Below are 24,297 nucleotides of genomic sequence, written 5' to 3' on the forward strand. Positions count from 1 at the left end.
TCGGGACATTCGTCCTGATTCTTCCGTAGATTTCGACATTAATGCACGTCAAAGCCGGGTGAATGAGCCCCTCCGCACGTCCCCGGAGGTGTCCGTTGCCCCCCTTCCCGACCTGTGAATGTGACCCGGATCACTCATCCCGCGTAGACCCGGAATGATCTCCTCCGGTGGCCCTCCGGACTCTGCGCGACGAAACTGGAACGGTGCGTACCGTTACTGCGGCGGCAGCGGCCGTCATGACGACCCTCATCGGAGCGGGCGCGGCCGCCGTGGCGGCCGGCCGGTACGCCGCCGACGCCGCCCTGCGCCCCCGGCCCGGCATGCCCCTCCCCGGCGGGCCGCGGCTGAGCGTGCACTCCGCGGGCGACGGCAGGATCGCGCTGACCCGCTCGCTCGCCTCCCTGCGCCCCGGCACGTACGGCCTGGCCGCGCCCGGAGCGCACGCCGTCGTCGGGCCCGTCCTCCCGGACGCCGACCACGGCCCGGACACCGTCGTGCGCAGGCTCCTCGCCGTCACCCACGGCAGCCTCGCCCCCGGCACCCGGGTCACCCTCACCCCCCAGGTGCACATCGGCAACCCGCGCACCGCGCTCGGGCTCGACCACGCCGACGTGGACATCCCCGGGGAGCTCGGCGCGCTTCCCGCGTGGTTCGTGCCCGCCGCCCGGGACACCTGGGTGATCACCGTGCACGGACTCGGCTCCGGGCGGGAGCACCCCATGGTGGTCATGCCCTTCCTGCACCGGCACCGGCTGCCCGTCCTGGACCTCGGCTACCGCGGCGACCTCGGCGCCCCCGAACCCCCCGACGGCCTCGGCCACCTCGGCGAATCCGAATGGCGGGACCTGGACGCCGCCATCCGCTACGCCCTGCGCTACGGCGCCCGGCGGGTGATCCTGCACGGCTGGTCCACCGGCGCGACCATGGCCCTGCACGCCGTCGAACGCTCGGCGCTCGCCGACCGGATCGCCGGCCTGGTCCTCGACTCGCCCGTGCTCGACTGGCACACCACCCTGCGCGCGCTCGTCGCGGCGCGCCGCACCCCGGCCCCCGTGCTGCCGCTGGCGGTACGGGCCGCCGAGGGCCGCGCCGGACTGCGCGCCGACCGCCTGCCACCGGGCGCCGACCCCGGAGCGCTGCGCGTCCCCGTACTGATCTTCCACGGCCCGGCCGACACCCTCGCCCCGTGGGAACCCTCCCGCAGGCTCGCCGCCGCCCGCCCCGACCTGGTCACCCTGCACACGGTCGGCCAGGCCGGACACGGGGCGATGTGGAACGCCGATCCCGCCGGTTACGAGGAAGCCCTGCGCCGCTTCCTCACCCCTTTGATGTGAAGGCCGTGTGACGGACCGGGACCTCCGGGCGGCTTGTCCCGGTCTGCCCCTGGGGCGCGGGTGGAAGGAGCCGATTCCGTTTGGGCTTTCGGCCAGTGACGGGCGAGACTGCTTCCGTGACGTCCCGAAAGCCTGATGAGCAGTTGGCTCGCGACTCCAGACTCCGACTCGTCTCCCCGCGCTCCGTCGCCGCGGCGCGCAAGGCGGTGACCGACCGACGCACCCGCCCCGCCCCGCGGCCCCCGGCGGGCACCCCGGCCACCGCCGACCTCGCGAACCGGGCCAGGGCCTCGCTGGCGGACGCCGTACGCCTGACCCGCTGGGCCGAGCGCAACCTCGGCGCGGGGGACGGGGGCCGGCCCGCCCCCACGGGAGCGCTGGCCGCCGCCGACGTAGAACGTGCCGCCGGCGAACTCGGCCTGACGCACGGCCAGATCCGGGTCGGCTGGGACCGCGCCCGCCTCGCCGGCCTCGTCGAGGTGCACGGCGGCCACGCCCGGCCCGGGTGGCGGCTGCGCGCCTGGGACCGCGACGACACCGCCGTACTGCGCGGCTGGGTCGCCCTCTTCGACGCCTGGTCGCTGGTCCACCCCGCCCCCGCCGACATCGCCCCCGCGGTCGTCGCCGAGGTCGTCGAGGCCATGCCCCAGCTGCTCTCCCTGCTCCAGCTGTCCGCGGGCCCGGTGACCGTCCCCGACCTGCTCGACCTGCTCGGGCAGCGCGTCACCGAACTGCGCGACGAGCGCTGCGAGATCCCCTACGAGGCGGAGCCCGCGGGTGCCCGCACGGCCGCGGCCGCCCCGGGCGCCGAGGCCCCTCCCGTTCCGCTCGCCCGGCTGCTGCGCTGGGCGCTCGGCGGCCTCGCCGCCGTGGACGCCGTGACCCTCGGGCCCGCCCGGGCCACCCTCACCCCGCTCGGCAGCTGGGCCGTCTGGGTCAAGCTGGAGCAGATCTGCGTCGCGGCACAGAGCCCCGCCGGGAACATCGAGCAGTCCGCCGCCGCCATGCTGCACGGCTGCGCACGGCTCACCCCCGGACCGGCGCGCGCCGAGTACCAGGCCTGGCTCGCCGCCCGGCCCGTCGGCCACGCCGTCGCCGAACTCCTCCAGGCCGCCCGCGGCGAGGACGCCCTGCTGCGCGGCCTCGCCTTCGAGGCGCTGCGCGTGGTGGGCGCCCCCGCCGAGCCCGAGGTGCGCGCCGCCGTGCGCGAGCCCGCGCTGCGCCCGTACGCGCTGCTCTGGCTCGCCGAACACGACGGGATCGACCCCGACGAGGCGCAGGACGTGCTCACCGCGGAGGAGTCGACCTGGCTCTGGGTGGACACCGCCGCCGCCATCGCCGACCACGGTGAGGCCGATCTGCTGGCCCGCCACCTGGACTCGGCCGTCCGCACCACCGTCCCCCGGCTGCTGGACGAGGTCCGTGCGGTCGGCCATCCGCGCACCGTCCAGGTCCTGGTCGCGCTGGCCGCGGCGCACCCGGACCCGGCCCTGGCCAAGGCGGTCCGCCGGGCCGCGTTCCAGGTCCACACCGGCGGCGCCTGACACCGGCGCTACGCGCGTGGGCGCCGCGGGTCCTCAGGCCTGCGGCGCGTACGTACCGAAGCTCCAGATGTTGCCCTCGCCGTCCCGGGCCATGTAGTCGCGGGAGCCGTAGTCCTGGTCGGTGGGCCCCATCAGGATCTCCACACCGTGCTCGACCGCCCTCAGGTGGTGGGCGTCCACGTCGTCCACCACGACGTAGACCCCCGCGGGGCCGGCGTTCTCCATGGCCTTGTCGAAGGCCCCGCCGGTGCCCTTGCTGCCCAGCATCACCACGCCGTTGCCGTACGCCAGCTCCGCGTGCACCACCGAGCCGTCGTCCCCCTCGTACACCGCGACCTGGCTGAAGCCGAAGGCCTCGGTCAGCAGCTTGATGGCCGCCTTCGCGTCGCGGTAGACCAGCGTGGGACAGATGGACGGAACGCCTGCCATGACGATCACTCCCTCTCGTGACGGTGACCCGCGTCACACAGCATGGCAGGCGCCGCCGACGGTCAGCGGAAGGTGTTGCACTGGGCCATGTCGCCCGTCCGGTAGCCCTGGTAGAACCACTGCTGGCGCTGTTCGGCCGAGCCGTGCGTCCAGGACTCCGGGGTCACCCGGCCCTGGAACCTCTCCTGGATCCGGTCGTCGCCGACCGCCGCCGCCGCGTCCAGCCCGTCCCGGATGTCCTGGTCGGTCAGCCGGGTGATCAGGGGCCGCCCGGTGGACTCGTCCGGCGTCCGCGTCGCATGGTGCGCCCACACCCCCGCGTAGCAGTCCGCCTGCAGCTCGACCTTGACCGCGTTGCTGTTCGCGCCCTGCCGGCCGTCCTGGGCCCGCTGGAGGGTGCCGGTCAGGTTCTGGATGTGGTGCCCGTACTCGTGGGCCACGACGTAGGCCTGGGCGAAGGGGCCGCCGCTCGCGCCGAACTTCGTCCGCAGCTCGTCGAAGAACCCCAGGTCCAGGTACACCTGGCGGTCGGCGGGGCAGTAGAAGGGGCCCACGGCCGAGGTGGCGGCCCCGCACGCGGTGTTCACCCGGCCGGTGAAGAAGACCGTCGACGCCGGGCCGTACTGGCCGCCGCGCCGCGTGAACTCCTGCCGCCAGAAGTCCTGGGTGCTGTTGACCACCGCGACCAGCCGGCAATCCTCTCGCGTGTTGGCGTCCCGGCCCGTCCTGCACGCCTGCTGCACCTGGCTGAGGGAGGACGCGGCCGGGGCGGGCTCCTCGTCCCCGGAGGACAGTCCCAGCTGCTCCGGCCCCACGCCGAAGAGCAGGCCCATGATCAGCGCGATGATGCCGACGAGGCCGCCGCCGACGGTGGCCCTCCCGCCCGGGATGCGGCTGCCACGCACATCCTTGACCTCGGAGGTGTCCAGATCGGCGTTGTCGTCGAACTGCATCCCGCACCGCCCTCCCTTCGTGGAGCCGGCGCGGCCGCATGACCGCCCCTGCGGTGAGTATCGACCCATTCGTTCCGGTACGCGCCCCAGCTCGTACCGATCCAGGCCCCGGCTCCTCCCCCAGGGCCCTGGGCCGGACGGGTGAGGCGGGGGAGCGCGGGCGGCCGCCGGGCCGTCCGGCCGTCACCCGGCCGCCGCCCCGGAAACCAGTTGCACACCCCCGGTAGAATGTCTCCCATGGCAAATCTCCTCGCGGATTAGCGGCGTCGAAGCCTCGCGTCCTGCCCCCTTCCGCCGTCCCGACCCGCCCTGGAGTATTTCCGTGATCACCGCCACCGGCATCGAGCTGCGCGCCGGCGCCCGCGTCCTCATCGAGTCCGCCTCTTTCCGCATCGCCAAGGGTGACCGCATCGGCCTGGTCGGCCGCAACGGTGCCGGCAAGACCACCCTCACCAAGTGCCTCGCGGGGGAGGGCCAGCCCGCCGGCGGCTCCATCACCCGTTCGGGCGAGGTGGGCTACCTCCCGCAGGACCCGCGCACCGGCGACCTCGACGTCCTGGCCCGCGACCGGATCCTGTCGGCCCGCGGTCTCGACGTCCTCATCAAGAAGATGCGGATGAACGAGGAGCGCATCGCCACCGGCTCCGGCGCCACCCGCGAGAAGGCGCTCAAGCAGTACGAGCGCCAGGAGACCGAGTTCCTCACCAAGGGCGGGTACGCCGCCGAGTCCGAGGCCGCGACCATCTCGGCCGCCCTCAGCCTCCCGGACCGGGTCCTCGGCCAGCCGCTGCACACCCTCTCCGGTGGTCAGCGCCGCCGCGTCGAGCTCGCCCGGATCCTCTTCTCGGACGCCGACACCCTCCTCCTCGACGAGCCGACGAACCACCTCGACGCCGACTCGATCGTCTGGCTGCGGGACTACCTCAAGAACTACCGCGGCGGCTTCGTCGTGATCTCCCACGACGTCGACCTGGTCGAGACCGTCGTGAACAAGGTGTTCTACCTGGATGCCAACCGGTCCGTGATCGACGTCTACAACATGGGCTGGAAGCTCTACCAGCAGCAGCGCGAAGCCGACGAGAAGCGCCGCAAGCGCGAGCGCCAGAACGCCGAGAAGAAGGCCGCGGCCCTGAACTCGCAGGCCGACAAGATGCGCGCCAAGGCCACCAAGACCGTCGCCGCGCAGAACATGGCCAAGCGGGCCGAGCGCCTGCTGTCCGGCCTGGAGGCCGTCCGCGTCTCCGACAAGGTCGCCAAGCTGCGCTTCCCGGATCCGGCGCCCTGCGGCAAGACCCCGCTGACCGCCGAGGGCCTGTCGAAGTCGTACGGCTCGCTGGAGATCTTCACCGACGTCGACCTGGCGATCGACAAGGGTTCCCGCGTCGTCATCCTGGGCCTCAACGGCGCGGGCAAGACCACCCTGCTGCGCCTGCTCGCGGGCACCGAGCAGCCCGACACCGGCCAGGTCACCCCCGGCCACGGCCTCAAGCTCGGCTACTACGCCCAGGAGCACGAGACCCTGGACCCGGACCGCACCGTCCTGGAGAACATGCGCTCCTCCGCGCCCGACCTGGACCTGGTCGAGGTGCGCAAGACGCTCGGTTCGTTCCTCTTCTCCGGCGACGACGTGGACAAGCCCGCCGGCGTCCTCTCCGGTGGTGAGAAGACCCGTCTGGCCCTGGCCACCCTGGTCGTCTCCTCGGCGAACGTGCTGCTCCTCGACGAGCCCACGAACAACCTCGACCCGGCCAGCCGCGAGGAGATCCTGGGCGCACTGCGCACGTACAAGGGCGCCGTCATCCTCGTCACGCACGACGAGGGCGCCGTGGAGGCACTGGAGCCGGAGCGCATCATCCTGCTCCCGGACGGCGTCGAGGACCTGTGGGGCCCGGACTACCGCGACCTGGTGGCCCTCGCCTGACCGCTGCCCCGGCGGCGCCGGGGGGTGCCGGGACGGCGCCCCGGCCCTGATCCAGTTCCTTATGGATCATTCGGCTCAGGGGTGATCCATCATCTGAGTGAGACGGTCTCGTACCGCTGCGCGTCGTACGACGGCCCCGGCCGCACCCACGGAGGTGCGCGACCGGGGCCTTCGGTTTTCCGCGGTCCGGCCCCTGACCAGGAGATTCACGGGTGGGGCGGCGAAGTGTGACGGAAGTCATGCAGCGGAAGAGGAGATTCCGTTCTGCTCGCGTGTCCACGGCTCGAGAAATGCCGTCGTACCGACCTTGCTGAATGGGTGGCCAGGAAGCCGGGGAGGGGTGATCATGAGAAGTCCAGAGCGCACTTCCCATGAGGAGGCACGGGTGGCCGAGACTCTGAAGAAGGGCAGCCGGGTTACCGGCGCCGCGCGCGACAAGCTCGCGGCAGACCTGAAGAAGAAGTACGACTCCGGTGCGAGTATCCGGGCGCTGGCCGAAGAGACCGGCCGGTCCTACGGATTCGTCCACCGGATGCTCAGCGAGTCCGGGGTTTCGCTGCGTGGCCGCGGTGGCGCGACGCGTGGCAAGAAGGCGGCTACGGCCTGACCCCGGTCCATCGGATCCAACGCTCCAACGGCTTCAAGGCTCACATGATCCGGCGTTTCCTTCGGTGACCCCCGGTCGGCCTCCCGGTCGACTGGGTGGTTACTGTGCAGTCACTTAGGCCGAGCTTGCGGCCGACTGCACACCGGAGGCACACGGATGGCTCTGCTCGACAAGGACGGCGTACGACTCATCGTCGACGACACGGTCGCCACGGTGACACTGACCAATCCGGCCAAGCGAAATGCCCAATCCCCCGCGCTCTGGCGGGCTTTGGCCGAGGCGGGCAGGTCGTTGCCGGGCACCGTCCGGGTCGTCGTGCTGCGCGGCGAGGGCAAGTCCTTCTCCGCCGGACTCGACCGGCAGGCGTTCACCCCCGAAGGTTTCGAGGGCGAGCCGTCCTTCCTCGATCTGGCGCGCGGTTCCGACGAACGGCTCGACGCCACGATCTCCGAGTACCAGGAGGCGTTCACCTGGTGGAGGCGTAACGACATCATCTCCGTCGCCGCCGTGCAGGGGCACGCGATCGGCGCCGGCTTCCAGCTCGCACTCGCGTGCGACCTGCGCGTGGTCGCCGACGACGTGCAGTTCGCCATGCGCGAGACGAGCCTGGGCCTCGTCCCCGACCTGGCCGGCACCCAGCCGCTGGCCTCCCTGGTCGGGTACGCCCGCGCGCTCGAGATCTGCGCGACGGGCCGCTTCGTGCACGCCGAGGAGGCGGAACGGGTCGGTCTCGCCAACCTGGTCGTTCCGGCCGACGAGCTCGACGCCGCCGTCCAGGACCTGACCACCGCCCTGCTGGCCCCGCCCCGGGACGCCGTGATCGAGACGAAGACCCTGCTGCGCGCCGCGCAGACCCGGCCGTACGACGACCAGCGCGCCGCCGAGCGCGCGGCCCAGGCCCGCCGCCTGCGGGACCTGGCCGGCCTCTCGGACTGACCCGACCCCCACCGCGTGCCGGAAGGCGCCCCGGGAGCACGCCGACCGGCGTAGTCCCCGGGGCGCCTTCCTGCCTCCGCGCGCCTACCGTGGAGCGGAGTGAGTCCGTACACGTGAAGGGACACGCCATGACCGACACCGCATCAGGGGGCTCCCAGAAGGTACCCGGCGACCGGGGGCGCACGACCGTCGCGGACGGGGTGGTCGAGAAGATCGCCGGACTGGCCGCCCGTGAAGTGGTCGGCGTGCACGCCCTGGGCAGCGGCCTCTCCCGTACGTTCGGCGCCGTCCGGGACCGCGTCCCCGGGGGCGACAAGGCCGCGGTCACCCGCGGGGTCAAGGCCGAGGTCGGCGAGGTCCAGACCGCCCTCGACCTGGACATCGTCGTCGACTACGGCGTGTCGATCCGTGACGTGGCACGAGCCGTCCGTGAGAACGTCGTCTCCGCCGTCGAGCGCATGACCGGCCTGGAGGTCGTCGAGGTCAACATCGCCGTGGGCGACGTCAAGCTGCCCGACGAGCCCGACGAGGAGCCGGAGCCCCGACTCCAGTAGCCGAGAGGAACCTCCACATGAGCATGGCGGTCGCCTGCATGTTGGCCGGCATGGCCCTGGGATTCGCCGGCCATTTCGGCGGATTCGGTGCCTTCCTGCTGGTCGCGGCCCTCGGAGCCGTCGGCTTCGTCGCGGGCCGCTTCCTCGACGGGGACCTGGATCCCGGGGACCTCTTCCGCCGCCGCGACGACCGGCGGAGGTGAGCCGGGATGAGCCCCCTGCCGCAGGCCACCCCGCCGGGCCCGCCCCCGTCGGACCCCACCGACCCGCCCCCCGGCGCGCGGACCGCCCCGGCCGCGGTGGCCGCCGCCGACCGCGGGTCCACCCGTATCGCCGACCGGGTCGTTGCCAAGATCGCGGCGCAGGCCGCCCGCGAAGAGCTCGCCGGCAGCTCCGGCGCACCTCCGCACGCCACCGTCACCGTGCACCACGACATCGCGCGGGTCCGGGTGGGCGTGGAGCTCGACTACCCCTCCGACCTCGCGGCCCAGTGCGCCGCCGTCCGCAGCAGGGTCGTACGCCGCGTCGAGGAGTACGCGAACATGTCCGTGCCCGAGGTGGACATCGACATCGAGCAGCTGCACTCCACCCACACCCGGACCGGCGCCGGGCGGGACCGGCGGCTGCGGTGACGGCACACCGTTTCCGGTCCGCCCGCCGCATCCCCGCGGCCCTCGTCGCCCTGCTCGTGCTCGGCGGGGCCGGCCTCCTCCTCTACGACCTGGCCGCCGTACGGGCCGACCGCCCCGCCATGGCCTGGCGCCGCGAACTCGCCCACCGGCTGGAGGTCCACACCCCGGCCGACCTGGGCGTGCAGGCGGCCGGTGGGGTCCTGGCCCTCGCCGGTGCGGTGCTCCTGCTGCTGGCCTTCACCCCCGGCGTCCGCCGGATCCTGATGATGCGGGGCCCCGACCAGGACGGCGAGCCGGGTGCCGCGCCGCCGCTGCGCGCCGGGATCGGCCGCAAGGACGCCGCCCAGGTCCTGCGGGACCGGGCCATGGAGGTGCCCGGCGTCCGGTCCGCCCGGGTCCGGATGGGCCGCTCCCGCGTCCGGGTGCGGGCCACCTCCCACTTCCGCGAACTGGACGAGGTACGGGCCGACCTGGACGCGGTGATCGCCGTCGGCATTGAGGAACTGGGCCTCGTGCACCCGCCGCGGCCGCGTCTGCGGGTCAGGAGGCGAGCGGATTGATCGGGATCGTGAACCGGACCCTGCTGGCGGTGGCCGGCGCGGTACTGCTGGTGGCCGGGGTCGTCCTGCTGACCGCCGTACGCCCGCTGAAGGGGCGCGCCGAGCCGCTGCTGACCGCCGCCGACCGGCGCCGGTACCTGCACGCCGAGGGCTGGGCGTGGTGGGTGCTGATCGCCGCCCTCGTCGTATGCCTGCTGCTGGTCCTGTGGTGGCTGCTGGCCCAGCTGAAGCGCGCCCGGCTGCGGACGGTCACCGTGGACACCGGGGACGGTGCCTTCGCCCTGCTGCGCGGGCGGGCCCTGTCCGACGCCGTCGCCGCGGAGGCCGGGGCGCTGGACGGCGTCGCCGGCTGCCGGGCCGTCCTGCGCGGGCGGCGCGGCTCGCCCGCCCTGCGGGTGGCGGTCGAGCTGGAGCCCCACGCCGTCCCGGCCGACACCCTGGCCGGGCTGGCGGGCCCGGTGCTGACCCATGCCAGGACCTCCGCTAACCTCCCCGGACTGCCGGCGGAGGCCCGCTTCAAGGTGACCTCCCACCGCGCCCGCCGCGTGAGCTGACGGCCGTCGCGGCAGCCGCCGCCGGGCGGCTGCCGCAACGGACGCTCAGAAGCCGTGCCGGGAGCCGCCGTCGACCGGGAGCATCACGCCCGTCAGGTACGAGGCGGCCGGCGAGAGGAGGAACGCGGCCGTGCGGCCGAACTCCTGCGGGGTGCCGTACCTCCGCAGCGGGATGCGGGACTCGTTGCCCGCACGGGAGGTGTCGGCATCGCCGGACAGTGCGTCGAGCTCCCGCACCCGGTCGGTGTCGATGCGGGCCGGAAGCAGGCCGACGACGCGGATCCCGCGCGGACCGAGCTCCACCGACAGGGACTTCGCAAAACCGGCCAAGCCCGGGCGCAGGCCGTTGGAGATGGTCAGACCGGGGATCGGCTCGTGGACCGAGCCCGACAGGACGAAGCCGATGACCCCGCCCTCGCCCAGTACCGCGGCGGCCGCCCGGGCCAGACGTACCGCACCGAGGAAGACCGACTCGAAGGCGGCCGACCACTGCTCGTCGGTGCTGTCGACGGCGAAGCCCGGGACGGGGCCGCCGACGCTGATGAGAATGCCGTCGAAGCGCCCGAAGCGTTCGCGCGCGGTGGCGATGAGCCGCCCGGCGGCCGCCGGGTCCGCGTTGTCCGCGGCCGCGGCGGCGGCGTTCGGGCCGAGTTCGGCGGCGGCCTCGGCCACCCGCTTCTCGTCCCGGCCCGTCACGAGGACCTTCGCGCCGTCGGCGACCAGTTCCCGGGCGGAGGCGAAGCCGAGGCCGCGCGAGGCCCCGGTGACGATGTAGACACGGTCTTTCAGTCCAAGATCCATGCCCGACACGCTACGCCGTCGCGGGCTCCTGTTCGGTGGCTTCGGCACGGGCCGCGGCCTCCTCGCGGTCGCGCTTCTCGCGCCGTACGAGGACCAGCCAGCCCACCGGCACCGCGGAGGCGAACAGCCACCACTGGACCGCGTACGCCATGTGGGCGCCGATCGAGTCGTGGTCGGGGTCGGCGACGGTCTCGGGACCGCCGTCCGGAGCCGGATCGGTCAGCTCCAGGTACCCGCCGAGGACCGGCCGGCCCAAGGCCTCCGCCTGCTGCCCGCTGTTGATCAGCATCACCTGACGGTCGGGCAGGCCCTTGCGCTCCTTGATGCCGCTGCCGCCGCTGGTCTCGTCGGCCTTCAGCCGGCCGGTGACCGTCACCTCGCCCGCGGGCGCGGCCGGCACCGGGGGGTAGGCGCGCGGGTCGCCGCCGCCCGCGACCCAGCCGCGGTCGACCAGCACCACCCGGCCGTCGTCGAGGACGAGCGGGGTCACGACGTGGAAACCGACCTTGTCGTCGTTCGAGGTCCGCATCCGTACGACCACCTCGTGCGCGGAGTCGTACGTGCCGGTCGCCGTGACGGCGCGCCAGAAGTCGGCGCGGGGGACCTTGTGGCCGGGGGAGGTGACCTCCGTCATGGGGACGGGCTTCGCCCGCAGGTTCGCCTCGATCAGCTGGTTCTGCGCGACCCGGTGCACATGGCGGTGGTACTGCCAGAACCCGAGCTTGATCATCACGGGGATGAGGACGAGGGCGATGAGGGTGAGGCACACCCACTGCCGGGTCAGCACAAAGCGGTACACGCCCACGACGGTACCCCGGCCGACGAGGACCCCGGTGGCCGGGTGGCCCTCCGGGGTCGCCGGGTGGGGAAGGCGGCGGTCAGACGTGGTCGACGATGCCCACCTTCCCTTCCGCGCGGGCGCAGTGCCCGCCGCAGAACCACTGGCCCTCGACCTCGACGCCCTGTCCGATGATCTGGACGCGGCAGTGCTCGCAGATGGGCGCCATGCGGTGGATGGCGCAGGAGAAGCAGTCGAAGACGTGGACCGCTCCCTGTGCATGAACCTCGAAGGACATGCCGTAGTCGTTTCCGCAGACCTCACAACGTGCCATGGGCCGCATGCTGCGCACGGCGGAGCGGCGCAGCAAGATCCACCCTGGTGAGTCGTCGTGCGGACACCCGCCCGGCGCAACGGCCGGCGGCCGGTCCGCTCATTCCCCGGCCGCGGCCACGTCCCGCAGCAGCTGCGTGAAGGCGGCCTCGTCGACGACGGGGGTGCCGAAGGACTTCGCCTTGACCGTCTTCGACGTCGCCGAGTCGGGGTCGTTCGTCACCAGGAGGCTGGTGAGCCGCGACACACTCGTGGCGACGTGCAGGCCCGCCTCGATCGCCCGGTCCTCCAGCAGCTCCCGCTCCACCGAGGTGTCGCCGGAGAAGGCGACCCGCATGCCCTGCTTGAGGGGCTTGCCGTCCTCGAAGCGCCCCGGGTTGGGATGCGGGCAGGCCGGCCGCTTGCGCGAGGGCCGCCAGCTGCTTCCCCCCCGGTACGACGCCTGGTGGCCCACGCGCGGGGCGGCGGCCGCATCCGACCACTCCGTCAGCGGCCGGCACTCCAGCAGCGGCAGCCGTACGCCGCCCTGCGCCGCCGCGTGCAGCGACGGACGGAAGGCCTCCGCGAGCACCCGGGCGTCGTCGAGGGCGTGGTGGGCGCGCTGCTGGACCACGCCGAAGTGCGCGGCCAGCGACTCCAGCTTGTGGTTGGGCAGCGGGAGGTTCAGCTCCTTCGACAGGGCGATGGTGCACAGCCTCTGACGGACCGGCGCGGTCGTCTCCGCACGCGCGTACTCCCGGGCGATCATCTGCCAGTCGAAGATGGCGTTGTGCGCGACCAGCACGCGGTCCGCGAGCCGGCCGGCGAACTCCTCGGCGATGTCCCTGAAGAGGGGCGCACCGGCGAGCACGTCACTCGTCAGGCCGTGGATCCACACCGGCCCCGGGTCCCGCTGCGGGTTGACCAGGCTGTACCAGTGGTCCTCCACGTTGCCCTGTGCGTCGAGCCGGTAGACGGCGGCGGAGACTATCCGGTCGTCGCGCGCGAGCCCGGTGGTCTCCACGTCGACGACCGCGTACCCCTGGGGGTACGCGGTCGGCCACGTCGTCTCTGCGGTCGTACGGTCGTCGAGCATGGTCACAGAGGATATCGGCACGGACTGACACCGCGGCCCCACCCTGGGTCAGCCCGGGGCGGACACCAGGTCACCGGCGGCAGGCTGTTCGAGCCCACAGCCGTCGGCGGGTCCCGGCGACGACCGGCCGCGCCGCGGCGCCCACCGGTTCACCGGGCGGTTCCCGGAGCCTGGGCCGGTGGCGCCAGCAGGGCCGTCACCAGGGCCCGTACGGACAGCAGGAAGAGCCGCTCCGGTTCCGCGGGCCGGGCCAGCGCCCGGGCGAGGGCCGGGTCGTCGGGTGCCGCGGCCGGGTCCCACAGCTCGCTCTCGGCCGGGTGCTGGGCGGGGGAGCGCTCGCGGTTGCGCTCGACCAGGAGGAAGCCGACGATCTGGAACTGCACGGCGCGCACCGCGTCGGCCGCCCGGGCGCCCCGCAGCCCCGCGGCGTGCACCTCGTGGACGAGCGCCTGCTGGGCGGGCAGGAACATCCGCTCCGTGAGTCCGCGTTCGTGGACCATCGCGATCAGGTGCGGGCGCCCGCGCAGTTCGCGGCGCAGGGCCCGCGCCACCGAGAGGATCCGCTCGGACGGGGTGCGGCCGGCCGGCCGGATCGCGCCCATCTCCCGCACGGTCCGCTCCACGAGGGCGTCGAGCAGCGACTCGCGGTTCCCGACGTGCCAGTAGATGGACGTCACCGCGGTGCCCAGCTCGGCGGCGAGCCCCCGCATCGTGAGGGCGGCCGGACCCCGCTGCTTGACCAGGGAAGCGGCGGCGTCCAGCACCTCGTCGCGGGTCAGCGAGGAACGGGCCATGTCAGCGGTACCACCGATCTGTCGAAGCGTCAGTTCCGGTGTGTGCAGGGGTCTTTACCCTTCATCGGCGGCGGTGTAACTGTGTTACAGACCCGAACCGAGAGGTGGTGCGAGACATGGCACGCGTACGGTACGGAGCACGCAGCGGGGCTGAGATCGCCGCGTCGCGCGAGAAGAGTTCCAAGCTCCCCGACATCTGGTCCACCGGCGTGGTGGCCCTCTGGGAGACCGACCCGGACGTGGTCGCCGCGGTCCTCCCACCGCCGCTCAAACCGGCCGAGCGGCCCCTCGTACGGGCCAACATCAGCAAGGTCGACCTGCCCGGCTACCCGCTCGGCGCCGGCTCGGTGGCCGTCGCCGCCCAGCACGACGGGGTGGAGGGCTGGTACCCGCTCGTCATGCCGATGACCCACGAGCGCGCCCTGACCGGCGGCCGCGAGGTCTTCGGCGAACCGAAGAAACTGGGTGAAGTGACCGTCGAGCGCGACGGTCTCGTCGTACGCGCCGCGCTCGCCCGGCACGGGATCGCCTTCGTCGAGGTGCGCGGCGCCGTGGACCGCGCGCTCCCGCTGCCCGAACCCACCCGCAAGACCGACTTCTACTTCAAGTTCCTGCCCGCCGTGGACGGTTCGGGCTTCGACGTGGACCCGGTCCTCGTGCACTGCGTCCGCAACGAAAAGGTCCGCAGGCTGGAGCACGTCACCGGAGACGTCGTCCTGCGCGAGTCGATGTTCGATCCCGTAGCGGACCTTCCCGTCCGCCGCCTCGTGGAGATCACCATCGGCGAGAAGACCACCGACCAGCAGGGCCGGGTCGTCGAGCGGGTCAGCGCCCGGGCCCTCCTCCCGTACGTCCACCAGCGCTACGACGACCCCCTGCAGATCCTCGACGGCCCGCCGGAAGGGAGCCTGTGAGATGCGGCTCGTACCGGGACAGGTCGCCGTCGTCACCGGCGCCGCCGGCGGCATCGGCCTGGCCATGGCCCGCCGCTTCGCCGCGGAAGGGCTGAAGGTCGTCCTTGCCGACGTCGAGGAGGCCGCTCTGCGCAAGGCCGCCCGGGAACTCGCCGCGGACGGGGCACAGGTCCTCGCCCGGACCGTCGACGTCAGCGACCGCGACTGCGTCCTCGCCCTCGCCGACGCGGCGTACGACGCCTTCGGCGCCGTCCACGTGCTCTGCAACAACGCGGGCGTCGGCTCCGGCGCCGAGGGCCGGATGTGGGAGCACGAGCCCAACGACTGGAAGTGGGCCTTCTCCGTCAACGTGTGGGGCGTCTTCCACGGCATCCAGGCCTTCGTGCCCCGCATGATCGCCGGCGGCGCCCCCGGCCACGTCGTCAACACCTCCTCCGGCGACGGCGGCATCGCCCCGCTGCCCACCGCCTCCGTGTACGCCGTCACCAAGGCCGCCGTGGTCACCATGACCGAGTCCCTCTACGCCCACCTCAAGGCGGAGGGCGCGGCCGTCGGCGCCTCCGTGCTCTTCCCCGGACCGCACATGCTGCGCACCGGACTGTGGGAGTCCCACCGCAACCGGCCCGAGCGGTACGCGAAGGAGCGCCCGCGCAGGACCCCGTACCGCAGCCTCGACCAGTACGAGGCCGCGATGAAGCAGGCCGGCCACGAGGTGAACTTCACCCCGGTCGAGGAGGTCGCGGAGCACGTCGTCGACGGCATCCGCGCCGACCGCTTCTGGATGCTGCCGCCGAGCGAGCACAGCGACCGGCAGATCCGCGCCCGGTCGCAGTCGATGCTCGACCGCGCCGACCCCGCCTACCTGGAGAGCTTCATCCTCGACTGAGGAGCGTCCGCCATGAGCGACACCACCAGTGAGACCACGAGCGACACCCCGTACGAAGACCCGTACCTGATCATCTCCTCCGACTGCCACGCGGGCCTGCCCACGGAGCAGTACCGTCCCTACCTCGACTCCCGCTTCCACCGCCAGTTCGACGAGTTCCTCGGCCAGCGCGACGCCCGCCGCGCGGAGGCCACCCGGCTGGGCGTCCGCAACGAGGCCTTCGCCGAGAAGTGGTTCCGCGATCACGAGGAGGGCCTCCGGGGAGGCTGGGACACGGGCCGGCGGCTGAAGGAACTCGACGGCGACGGCGTGGCCGCCGAGGTCGTCTTCCCCGACGCGGACGCGGTCGACAGCCAGACCGCGGCCCCCTTCGGCGTGGGCCTCGGACTCTCCGGCGACCAGGACCCCGAGCTCGGCATGGCGGGCGCGCAGGCGCACAACCGCTGGCTGGCCGAGTTCGTCTCGCAGACCCCCGAACGCCACTGCGGCGTCGCGCTGCTGCCCGTCACGGGCGAGCCGGACAAGGTCGTCGCCGAGATCCACCGGGCCAAGGAGTCCGGGCTGGGCGCGCTCATGATCCCCGCCATGTGGGTGGACAAGGCGCCCTACCACGACCGCCGCTACGACCCCGTCTGGGCGGCGGCGGCCGAGACGCGGATGCCGATCGTCACCCACTCTGGCTCCTCGCCGCGCCACGAGTACGGCGACCACCTGGGCATCTTCGTCTCCGAGGTCACCTGGTGGCCGGCCCGCCCGCTGTGGTTCCTGCTCTGGTCGGGGGTGTTCGAGCGGCACCCGGGCCTGCGCTTCGGGGTCGCCGAGTCGGGCTGCTGGTGGCTGCCGAACCAGCTGTGGTTCATGGACCGGCTCTACCTCGGCGCGCACGGCGGCAAGAAGCTCTCGCCCTTCGAGGAGCTGAAGCGGCCGCCGAGCGAGTACCTGGACCGCCAGGTCTTCGTCTGCGCGACGAACACCAAGCGGCGCGAACTGGCCCAGCGCTACGAGATCGGCGTCGACAACATCCTGTGGGGCTCGGACTTCCCACACCCCGAGGGCACCTGGCCCGACACCCGCAACTGGCTGCGCCGGACCTTCCACGACATCCCGGTCGACGAGACCCGGCGGATGCTCGGGCTCGCCGCGGCCGAGGTCTTCGGCTTCGACACCGCGAAGCTGGCCCCGATCGCCCGCCGGATCGGCCCCACCCCGGCCGAACTGGGCCAGTCCGCGGACCAGGCGGCGGTGGCGGCCTCCTGGGCGCGCTCGCGCGAGGTGGGCCGGCACTGGCTGACGGACCACGACTTCCCGGTCCTGGGGGTCGCGCAGTGACCGGCGACGGCGGCAACGGTCGCGCCAACGCCGGCAACGCCGCCAACGCCGGCGATCGCGTCAACGGCGGCAACGGCCGTGATGAGGACCGCTACACGGTGATCTCGGCGGACTGCCACGCGGGCGCCGACCTCCTGGACTACAAGCCGTACCTGGAGAAGCGGTACCACGACGACTTCGACGCCTGGGCCACCACGTACGTGAACCCGTACGAGGACCTCCTCGCGGACACGGCGGACCGCAACTGGAACTCGGCGCGCCGCCTGGCGGAGCTGGAGGCCGACGGCATCGTCGCCGAGGTCGTCTTCCCCAACACCATCCCGCCGTTCTTCCCCAAGGCCTCGCTGATGGCCCAGCCGCCGACGGCCGCGGAGTACACGATGCGCTGGGCCGGGCTCCAGGCCCACAACCGCTGGCTGGCGGACTTCTGCGCGGACGCGCCGGGCCGGCGGGCGGGGGTCGCGCAGATCCTCCTCAACGACGTCGACGCGGCGGTGCGGGAGATCCGCCGCACGAAGGAGGCGGGCCTGACGGGCGGCATCCTGCTCCCCGGCGTGCCGCCCGGCTCCACGGTCCCCGAGCTGTACTCGGCCGCGTACGACCCCGTCTGGGCGGTGTGCGACGAACTGGACGTCCCGGTCAACCACCACGGGGGCTCGGCCTCGCCGCCGCTCGGCGACGAACCGGCGGCCCGGGCGGTCTTCATGGTGGAGACCACCTGGTTCTCGCACCGCGCCCTGTGGCACCTCGTCTTCGGCGGGGCGTTCCGGCGCCACCCGGGTCTCAAGCTGGTCCTGACGGAGCAGGGCTCCGGCTGGATCCCGGGCGTGCTGGAGATGCTGGACTACTACCACGGCCGCCTGGTCGCGGCCTCCTCCACCGCCGAGTCCAAGTTCGGGGCGGGCCTCGCCGAGGCGATGGGCAAGGGGCCGAGCGAGGTCTGGCGGGACAACTGCTTCGTGGGGGCGAGCTTCATGCGCCCCCACGAGGTCCCGCTGCGGGACCGGATCGGCCTCGACAAGATCATGTGGGGCAGCGACTACCCCCACGACGAGGGCACCACGCCGTACTCCCGCGAAGGCCTCCGCATCGCCTACGCGGGCCTCCCGCGGGACGAGGTCGCCGCGATGGCCGGCGGCAACGCGGCCCGCGTCTACGGCTTCGACCTCACCCTGCTGGACGCCCTGGCCGCGCAACACGGCCCGCTGGTCTCGGAGATCGCCGAACCCCTGACGGAGGTCCCACCCGAGGCCACCAGCCCGGCCTTCGCCCGAGGGGGGTCGGTCCGCGTCTGGTAGCCGCTGTGCTCCCCCCGGAGCGGCTCAGGAGCCGCGCAGCCTGAGCCGCTCCGGCGGGAAGAGCTCGGCGCCGGTGACGGCCGCGCCGCCGAACACGGTGATCGCGACGCGGTCCAGTCCGGCCAGCGGGGTGAGGTCGAGGCTCCCTTCGCAGTTGTTGAGGGTGAGGAACCTGAGTCCGAGCAGGGACCGCAGCGGTGCGAGGTCGCCGATGGAGCACTGGTTCAGCGTCAGGGCGATCAACTGCTGGTACCGGAGCAGCCGGCCGAGGTCGGGCGTCACGGCGGCGACGGCCAGGTGCGTGAGCGCGGGCGCGGCCATTTCGGTGAGCTCGTCGAACCGGTCGTCGCCGACGATCGACAGGCTCTCCAGTTCGGGGATGCGCTCCAGTCCCTCCAGCGACAGACCGGCCGCTCCCTGCAGCAGGTGGAGCCCCCGCAGCCCTTCGGGGAGCGGCAGGTCGCCGACCCGGTCGGTGGAGGTCCGGTAGCCCAGGGTCAGCCTCTCCAGCGGGAGGCCGCGCACCGGTTCCAGCGGGAGACCCGCCGGCAGCCCGACCAGACTCAGCTCGCGCAGCGGCAGCCCCGACAGTGGTGCGAGGTCGCGTACGTTCGGGCACATCGACAGGCCCAGGAAGGCCAGCCGGTCCATGGGCGCCAGCAGGGAGAGGTCGGTCAGCCCGTCGTTGCGGTACACGAAGAGGTGCTCGAGGTCCGGGCGCTGCGCGACCAGCACAGGTAGACCGGGAGCCCAGTGCAGGTTGATCCGCTTCAGGTGGGTCAACCGCCCGACCCGGGCCGCCTGCTCCTCGGTGCTCACCAGCAGGTACGACCCCGGCAGGGTGGCGGTCGACAGCACCGCCTCGGTGTACTCCTCCGTGGGGAAGTGGGCCCAGACGTCCGACAGCGCGAAAGCCACGCTCAAGCGGGTGTCCTGGCGGAAGCGCGCGACGACCTCCAAGGCGCGCGGTCCGCCGATCCACCCCGCCGTACGGACGACTGCTTCCGCCTCGTCCTCGTCGAGATCGGCCTCCGGGGGCAGGAGTTCCAGGACGAGCTCGCCGACGTCGGCGAGTTGCCGCGCCTGTGCGCGGGTGCGGGGCGGTAGCAGGCGCGCCGTGCGCGCCCGCACGTCCGCCCGTACCTCGGGGTCCAGCTCCGGGGCGTGTTCCAGGCAGGCTGCCGCCAGCAGGACGAGGCGGTCGTGGGCCGACTTCACCTTGTCGGCGCGGCGGAGCAGGCCCCGCAGGAGGCGGGCGCGCTCGTCCGGGCGGGCGTGGCCCACCGCCATGCGGACCACGTCGTCCCAGGAATCGTCCTGCGCGTTCTTCACCAGCACCCCGAAGTCCCGCGACTCCACCGCCGCCTTGGCGCCGAGGTAGTCCTGGAAGGTGCGGTGGACGAAGGTCACCGAGCCCGGGGACGGCTCCAGGAGCAGGCCGCTGCGGATCAGCAGGTGCGCGAAGACGGGCTCGGCCCCGCCCTGTGCCCGCACCTGCGGCATCGCGTCGAGCCACTCGTTCAGCATCTCGACGGCCTCGTCCCGTGCCGCCTCCCACTGCCCGTTGCGGATCAGCCAGTACGCGAGCCGCTGGAGCAGCGCGATCTGTTCCTCACGAGTGAGGTGGACCCCCTCGACCCCGCTGATCTCCCGCTCGGTGTCCCGGCGGACCAACAGCATGTCCAGTGCCGCGTCGTACAGTTCCTTGCGGGCCCGGGGGAGCTGCATCCGCCGGTCCTGGTTGAGGGCGCAGAGCAGGGCGCACATCAGCGGATTGGTCGCCAGCCGGGCCAGATCGCGGCGGGAGGCGACCGCGTTGCGCAGCGAGGCTTCGTACGCGTCCACCTCCTGCCCCTGCGCCCGCGCGGCCGCGTGCCAGTGCTCCACGAAGGCCCGGATGTCGCGCTGTTCCATCGGCAGCATCGAGTGGGTGGAGAATCCGAGGCCCGCGAGCCAGTCCTCCGGGACCGCCGACGGGCGGGTGGTCACCACGTACCGCGCCTTCGGGAACGCGGAGACGAGCGAGCGCAGCCAGGTCTCCGTGCGGGCGCGCAGCCGTTGTGGGACCTCGTCCACGCCGTCCACGAGGACCAGCGCCCGGCCGCTCAGCATGAGGTCCTCGACCCAGCCCGACGGGGCGGACAGCGGTACGCCGCCCGCGCGCAGGAAGTCCTCCGGCAGCGGCAGGTCGCCCGACGCGGTGAAGGAGCGCAGTCGCAACACGAGCGGCACGCACGTGCTCCACGGTCCGTCGCTCTGCCGGGCCGCGTTGAGGGCCAGCCACTGGACCAGGGTCGATTTCCCCGAGCCCGCCGGGCCGCGCAGCAGGACCCGGTCGGCGGAGGCGAGGGCCTGCTCGGCACGGACCTGGGTCCGGTGCACGGCCGGTTCGCCCGGCAGGAACTGCTCCGCGCCGCTGACCGACAGGCTGATGTACGCCACGTCCAGGGGCCATTCCTGGCGGGAGCGGCTGAGGGTGATGCCGAAGAGCTGGAGGCGCCCGTGGGTCGCGGCGATGTAGTGCGCGTAACGCTCTTCGAAGGCGTACGCCGTCCCGTCCCCGGCTTCGCCGAGGCGGCCCACCGCACGCGCCAGGTCCCCCGTTCGCCGGACCAGTTCCACGTCCGCGCGGGCACCGAAGCCCGGCAGGGTCGTCAGGTACTCCACGGTGTGCTCGCAGCACAGCCGGACCAGCCGCCCGTACAGGGCCTCGGCCGCCTCGCCCAGGCCGGGCGGGGCCGGCGGCAGTGTCGCCGCCAGGGTCGCCGGGTCCAGGTCCGCCGCGAAAAGGGCCTCCGCGTCCAGCGGGCCCAGCGCGGCGAAGGCGTCGCCGGCCGCGGCCACCGCCGCCAGGCGCTCGTGTTCCGGGAGGCGGGCGGTGGCCTCGTCCATGCGGGCCGCGAGGGTCTCCGTCAGCCGGCGGATCTCCGGCTCGCCCAGCTCCGCGGTCGTTCGGCGCCACCTCGGCACCGGGCGGGCCGGGTCCGCGGTCAGACCCGCGCCGGGGGCCCGGGACAGAGCGGACCTGATCAGGGCGCTCGCCGCCGTCCCCGCCACCCGTAAGAGAACCGTCTCGAATCCCGTCATTCCCCACCCTCCCCGAACCGTCGGTAACCTTGACGGATACCGATCGGTAACAACCTCTAGCGGCAGCCCCGAAGGCGCCTCTATGGTGCGGACATGCCGAACCTGCCCGATGTCGTGCTGTGGTCCATACCCGCCTTCGTGCTGCTCACCGTCATCGAGCTGGTGAGCTACCGGCTCCATCCCGACGAGGACGCGGCCGGATACGACACCAAGGACGCCGTCACCAGCATCGGCATGGGGCTCGGCAGCATCGGCTTCGACCTGCTCTGGAAGATCCCGGTGGTGGCGGTCTTCACCGCCGTCTACGAACTGACCCCGCTGCGCGTGCCGTTGCTGTGGTGGACCATCCCGCTGATGCTGCTCGCCCAGGACTTCCTCTACTACTGGCAGCACCGCGGCCACCACGTCATCCGCATCCTGTGGGCCTGTCACGTGGTCCACCACAGCAGCCGGAAGTTCAACCTCACCACCGCCCTGCGGCAGCCCTGGACCAGTGCCACGACGTACTGGTTCTACCTGCCGATGGTGGCCGTCGGGGTGCACCCGGCCGTGATCCCGTTCTGCTACGGCATCAACCTGCTCTACCAGTTCTGGGTGCACACCGAGCGCATCGGGAAGCTGCCGCGGGCCTACGAGTACGTCTTCAACACCCCCTCGCACCACCGCGTCCACCACGCCTCCCAGGGCGGCTACCTGGACCGCAACTACGGCGGCATCCTGATCATCTGGGACCGGATGTTCGGCTCCTGGGTGGGCGAGACCGAGAAGCCCGTCTACGGGCTCACCAAGAACATCAACACCTACAACCCGCTGCGCGTGGCCACCCACGAGTACGCCGCCATCGCCCGGGACGTACGCGCCGCCCGAAGCTGGAGCGAGCGGGCCGGCCGGGTCTTCCGCGGCCCCGGCTGGCAGCCCGCCGCCACGGCCGCCACTGCCACTGCCACTGCCACCGCCGCCACCGCGCCCGCACCGGCGCCCGCGCCGGACCGGGCCACCGCCGCACCGGCACCCGCGCCGGACCGGGCCACGGCCGCCAGGGCCACCGCGCCCGCACCGGCGCCCGCGCCGGACCGGGCCACCGCCGTCCCGGCCGCCGGGGCCGCCGCGCCCGCCGCCGACCCGGCCGTACAGGAGAGCACCGCGTGAGCACCGCAGAGTCCACCGGCCGGCCCGCCCCTTCCTGGGCCGCCGACGGGGCGGCGGCCGACCGGGCCCGGCTCGGCCGCACCGCCCTCGCCGCCTTCGCCGTGGCCGCCGCCGCCGACCTCGGGTCGCTGCTGGCCGACTGGCACCTCGGGCACGTGATCGCCAAGCCGCTGCTGATGCCGCTGCTCGTCGCCTACGTGATCACGCGCGGCGCGCCCCGCCTGCTGGTGGCCGCGCTGCTGTTCGGCTGGGGCGGGGACCTGGCCCTGCTCTTCGACGCCGAGGCCGCCTTCCTCGTCGGGATGGGCTCCTTCGCCGTCGGGCACGTCTGCTACCTGGTCCTGTTCGGCAAGCGTCCCGCGAACGCCCTGCTCGGGGGCGCCTACGTCCTGGCGCTCCTCGGAACCGTCGCCCTGCTGTGGGCCGACCTGCCCGCCGACCTGCGGATCCCCGTGGCCGGCTACAGCCTGCTGCTCACCGCCATGGCCTTCCGCTCCAGCGCCCTCGGCGTGCGGGCCGGCATCGGCGGTGCGCTGTTCCTGCTGTCCGACACCCTCATCGCCACCGGCGTCGCGGAATGGCCGCAGCTGCCCCGCCCGGACTTCTGGATCATGGCCACCTACCTGGCCGCCCAGTACCTGCTGGCGACCGGCGCGACCACCCGCGAAGCAGGCGTACCGTAGGACGGCCGTCAGTCGTACAAGACTGAACCATTTCGAGCCGGAGGACTGCACCACCATGCGCGCCACCGTCATCCACGCCCCGCACGACATACGCGTGGAGGAGGTGCCCGACGCTGCGATCCAGCGGCCCGAGGACGCCGTCGTCCGCGTCCTGCGCGCCTGCATCTGCGGCAGCGACCTGTGGGCCTACCGCGGTGAGGCCGAGCGACGGCCGGGCCAGCGCATCGGCCACGAGTTCCTGGGCGTCGTCGAGGAGACCGGCCCGGCCGTCTCCGGCGTGCGCGCGGGAGACCTGGTCGTCGCGCCCTTCATGTGGTCGGACGGCACCTGCGAGTACTGCAAGGAGGGCCTCTACACCTCCTGCGACCACGGCGGCTTCTGGGGCTCGGTCGGCCACGACGGCGGCCAGGGCGAGGCGGTGCGCGTCCCGCACGCCGACGGCACGCTGGTGAAGCTGCCCGCCGAGGCCGTCTCCGACGACCACCTGCTCACGGGCCTGCTCGCCCTCTCCGACGTCATGGGCACCGGGCACCACGCCGCGCTGGGCGCGGGCGTACGCCCGGGCGCGACGGTCGCCGTGGTGGGCGACGGCGCCGTCGGCCTGTGCGGCGTCCTCGCCGCCAAGCGCCTCGGCGCCGAGCGGATCATCGCGCTGGGCCGCCACACCGTCCGAACGGACATCGCCAGGCTCTTCGGGGCCACCGACGTCGTCGCCGAGCGCGGCGAGGCCGCCGAGGCGGCCGTGCGGGAGCTGACCGGCGGCCGCGGCGCGCACTGCGTCATCGAGGCGGTCGGCACCGAGCAGTCCATGCGCACGGCGGTGAACGTCACCCGCGACGGCGGCGCCATCGGCTACGTCGGCGTCCCGCACGGCAGCGGCACCGGCCTCGACCTCGGCGTCATGTTCGACCGCAACATCACCCTGCGCGGCGGTGTGGCCCCCGTCCGCGCCTACATCCCGGAGCTGCTGGAGGACGTGCTCAGCGGGGCGATCGACCCGGCGCCCGTCTTCGACCGCGCGGTGTCCCTGGACGAGGTGCCGGACGGCTACCGCGCCATGGACGACCGCAGCGCGCTCAAGGTACTGATCAAGCCCTGACCCTGGCGCCGGAGTGGCGGACGGGCCGGGCGGGGAAGCTCCCCGCC

The 24,297-nt window shown here is 73.2% G+C and carries 25 protein-coding genes; 17 read left to right on the plus strand and 8 right to left on the minus strand.

Annotated elements, in window-relative coordinates; genetic code table 11:
• Nucleotides 1-203 precede the first annotated feature (203 nt).
• Together IH80_RS0119935 and IH80_RS0119940 are read left to right on the plus strand one after the other, a co-directional pair.
• Nucleotides 204-1,334 carry an alpha/beta hydrolase family protein gene (locus tag IH80_RS0119935; protein ID WP_030962152.1) on the plus strand — a complete coding sequence of 377 codons (1,131 nt, stop codon included), beginning with the start codon at nucleotides 204-206 and terminating at the stop codon, nucleotides 1,332-1,334.
• A gap of 116 nt (nucleotides 1,335-1,450) precedes the next feature.
• A complete protein-coding gene (locus IH80_RS0119940) occupies nucleotides 1,451-2,878 on the plus strand; it encodes a hypothetical protein (RefSeq protein ID WP_386394956.1) in 1,428 nt (475 codons plus the stop codon).
• A 33-nt stretch (nucleotides 2,879-2,911) separates the two neighbouring features.
• Here the strand turns inward: IH80_RS0119940 and IH80_RS0119945 are convergent, their stop codons facing one another.
• Both IH80_RS0119945 and IH80_RS0119950 read right to left on the minus strand, forming a co-directional pair.
• Entirely contained in the window at nucleotides 2,912-3,307 is a 396-nt protein-coding gene (locus IH80_RS0119945; RefSeq protein ID WP_030962155.1) for a VOC family protein, read from the minus strand.
• 62 nt (nucleotides 3,308-3,369) lie between these two features.
• Entirely contained in the window at nucleotides 3,370-4,260 is an 891-nt protein-coding gene (locus tag IH80_RS0119950) for a neutral zinc metallopeptidase (RefSeq protein WP_030962156.1), read from the minus strand.
• 322 nt (nucleotides 4,261-4,582) lie between these two features.
• Between IH80_RS0119950 and IH80_RS0119955 the strand changes: the two genes are divergently transcribed.
• The 8 genes from IH80_RS0119955 (at nucleotide 4,583) to amaP (ending at nucleotide 10,024) form a co-directional block, all read left to right on the plus strand.
• Nucleotides 4,583-6,181, plus strand: a complete 1,599-nt coding sequence (locus tag IH80_RS0119955; RefSeq protein WP_030962157.1) for an ABC-F family ATP-binding cassette domain-containing protein — start codon at nucleotides 4,583-4,585, stop codon at nucleotides 6,179-6,181.
• 385 nt (nucleotides 6,182-6,566) lie between these two features.
• Nucleotides 6,567-6,788 (plus strand): helix-turn-helix domain-containing protein, encoded by a 222-nt coding sequence (locus tag IH80_RS0119960; protein ID WP_030010789.1) that lies wholly within the window; start codon nucleotides 6,567-6,569, stop codon nucleotides 6,786-6,788.
• 156 nt (nucleotides 6,789-6,944) lie between these two features.
• Nucleotides 6,945-7,724 (plus strand): enoyl-CoA hydratase/isomerase family protein, encoded by a 780-nt coding sequence (locus IH80_RS0119965; RefSeq protein ID WP_030962159.1) that lies wholly within the window; start codon nucleotides 6,945-6,947, stop codon nucleotides 7,722-7,724.
• Between the two features lie 128 nt (nucleotides 7,725-7,852).
• The gene (locus IH80_RS0119970) at nucleotides 7,853-8,278 is read left to right on the plus strand and encodes an Asp23/Gls24 family envelope stress response protein (RefSeq protein ID WP_030962160.1); all 426 of its coding nucleotides are present in this window, start codon (nucleotides 7,853-7,855) and stop codon (nucleotides 8,276-8,278) included.
• Between the two features lie 17 nt (nucleotides 8,279-8,295).
• Nucleotides 8,296-8,481: a hypothetical protein gene (locus tag IH80_RS0119975; protein WP_030962161.1), complete on the plus strand. Its 186-nt coding sequence runs from the start codon at nucleotides 8,296-8,298 to the stop codon at nucleotides 8,479-8,481.
• 15 nt (nucleotides 8,482-8,496) lie between these two features.
• Nucleotides 8,497-8,910, plus strand: a complete 414-nt coding sequence (locus IH80_RS0119980) for a hypothetical protein (protein ID WP_420708816.1) — start codon at nucleotides 8,497-8,499, stop codon at nucleotides 8,908-8,910.
• On the plus strand, nucleotides 8,907-9,470 hold the full coding sequence (locus IH80_RS0119985; protein WP_051809592.1) for a DUF6286 domain-containing protein: 564 nt from the start codon (nucleotides 8,907-8,909) through the stop codon (nucleotides 9,468-9,470). Before IH80_RS0119980 ends, IH80_RS0119985 begins: the two co-directional genes overlap by 4 nt.
• Nucleotides 9,467-10,024, plus strand: a complete 558-nt coding sequence (amaP, locus tag IH80_RS0119990) for an alkaline shock response membrane anchor protein AmaP (RefSeq protein ID WP_030962166.1) — start codon at nucleotides 9,467-9,469, stop codon at nucleotides 10,022-10,024. Before IH80_RS0119985 ends, amaP begins: the two co-directional genes overlap by 4 nt.
• A 45-nt stretch (nucleotides 10,025-10,069) precedes the next feature.
• Here the strand turns inward: amaP and IH80_RS0119995 are convergent, their stop codons facing one another.
• From IH80_RS0119995 to IH80_RS0120015, 5 genes are all read right to left on the minus strand, one after another.
• A complete protein-coding gene (locus IH80_RS0119995; RefSeq protein WP_030962167.1) occupies nucleotides 10,070-10,825 on the minus strand; it encodes an SDR family oxidoreductase in 756 nt (251 codons plus the stop codon).
• A gap of 10 nt (nucleotides 10,826-10,835) precedes the next feature.
• A complete protein-coding gene (locus IH80_RS0120000) occupies nucleotides 10,836-11,624 on the minus strand; it encodes an SURF1 family protein (protein ID WP_030962168.1) in 789 nt (262 codons plus the stop codon).
• Nucleotides 11,625-11,703: 79 nt separating this feature from the next.
• Entirely contained in the window at nucleotides 11,704-11,937 is a 234-nt protein-coding gene (locus IH80_RS0120005) for a hypothetical protein (protein ID WP_075972011.1), read from the minus strand.
• A 99-nt stretch (nucleotides 11,938-12,036) separates the two neighbouring features.
• The gene (locus IH80_RS0120010; protein WP_037880532.1) at nucleotides 12,037-13,017 is read right to left on the minus strand and encodes a DEDDh family exonuclease; all 981 of its coding nucleotides are present in this window, start codon (nucleotides 13,015-13,017) and stop codon (nucleotides 12,037-12,039) included.
• Between the two features lie 143 nt (nucleotides 13,018-13,160).
• Nucleotides 13,161-13,805, minus strand: a complete 645-nt coding sequence (locus tag IH80_RS0120015) for a TetR/AcrR family transcriptional regulator (RefSeq protein ID WP_030962171.1) — start codon at nucleotides 13,803-13,805, stop codon at nucleotides 13,161-13,163.
• Nucleotides 13,806-13,921: 116 nt separating this feature from the next.
• Here IH80_RS0120015 and IH80_RS0120020 point away from each other — a divergent pair, with 116 nt between their 5' ends.
• The 4 genes from IH80_RS0120020 (at nucleotide 13,922) to IH80_RS0120035 (ending at nucleotide 18,232) form a co-directional block, all read left to right on the plus strand.
• Entirely contained in the window at nucleotides 13,922-14,719 is a 798-nt protein-coding gene (locus IH80_RS0120020; protein ID WP_030962172.1) for an acetoacetate decarboxylase family protein, read from the plus strand.
• Nucleotide 14,720: 1 nt separating this feature from the next.
• Nucleotides 14,721-15,605, plus strand: a complete 885-nt coding sequence (locus IH80_RS0120025) for an SDR family NAD(P)-dependent oxidoreductase (RefSeq protein WP_030962173.1) — start codon at nucleotides 14,721-14,723, stop codon at nucleotides 15,603-15,605.
• A gap of 12 nt (nucleotides 15,606-15,617) precedes the next feature.
• Nucleotides 15,618-16,934 (plus strand): amidohydrolase family protein, encoded by a 1,317-nt coding sequence (locus IH80_RS0120030; protein WP_051809594.1) that lies wholly within the window; start codon nucleotides 15,618-15,620, stop codon nucleotides 16,932-16,934.
• 98 nt (nucleotides 16,935-17,032) lie between these two features.
• Nucleotides 17,033-18,232: an amidohydrolase family protein gene (locus IH80_RS0120035; RefSeq protein ID WP_030962176.1), complete on the plus strand. Its 1,200-nt coding sequence runs from the start codon at nucleotides 17,033-17,035 to the stop codon at nucleotides 18,230-18,232.
• Between the two features lie 24 nt (nucleotides 18,233-18,256).
• On the opposite strand, the gene IH80_RS0120040 is transcribed toward IH80_RS0120035, so the two are convergent.
• Nucleotides 18,257-21,319 (minus strand): NACHT domain-containing protein, encoded by a 3,063-nt coding sequence (locus IH80_RS0120040; protein ID WP_030962177.1) that lies wholly within the window; start codon nucleotides 21,317-21,319, stop codon nucleotides 18,257-18,259.
• Between the two features lie 93 nt (nucleotides 21,320-21,412).
• Between IH80_RS0120040 and IH80_RS0120045 the strand changes: the two genes are divergently transcribed.
• From IH80_RS0120045 to IH80_RS0120055, 3 genes are read left to right on the plus strand one after another with little or no spacing between them, the layout of a single operon-like run.
• On the plus strand, nucleotides 21,413-22,468 hold the full coding sequence (locus IH80_RS0120045; RefSeq protein WP_078906637.1) for a sterol desaturase family protein: 1,056 nt from the start codon (nucleotides 21,413-21,415) through the stop codon (nucleotides 22,466-22,468).
• On the plus strand, nucleotides 22,465-23,151 hold the full coding sequence (locus IH80_RS0120050) for a lysoplasmalogenase (protein WP_030962180.1): 687 nt from the start codon (nucleotides 22,465-22,467) through the stop codon (nucleotides 23,149-23,151). Before IH80_RS0120045 ends, IH80_RS0120050 begins: the two co-directional genes overlap by 4 nt.
• 55 nt (nucleotides 23,152-23,206) lie before the next feature.
• Complete coding sequence (locus IH80_RS0120055; protein WP_030962182.1) at nucleotides 23,207-24,250, plus strand: zinc-dependent alcohol dehydrogenase family protein; 1,044 nt, start codon at nucleotides 23,207-23,209, stop codon at nucleotides 24,248-24,250.
• Nucleotides 24,251-24,297 lie beyond the last annotated feature (47 nt).

The sequence above is a fragment of the Streptomyces sp. NRRL S-378 genome, assembly GCF_000720645.1.
Classification (GTDB): Bacteria; Actinomycetota; Actinomycetes; order Streptomycetales; family Streptomycetaceae; genus Streptomyces.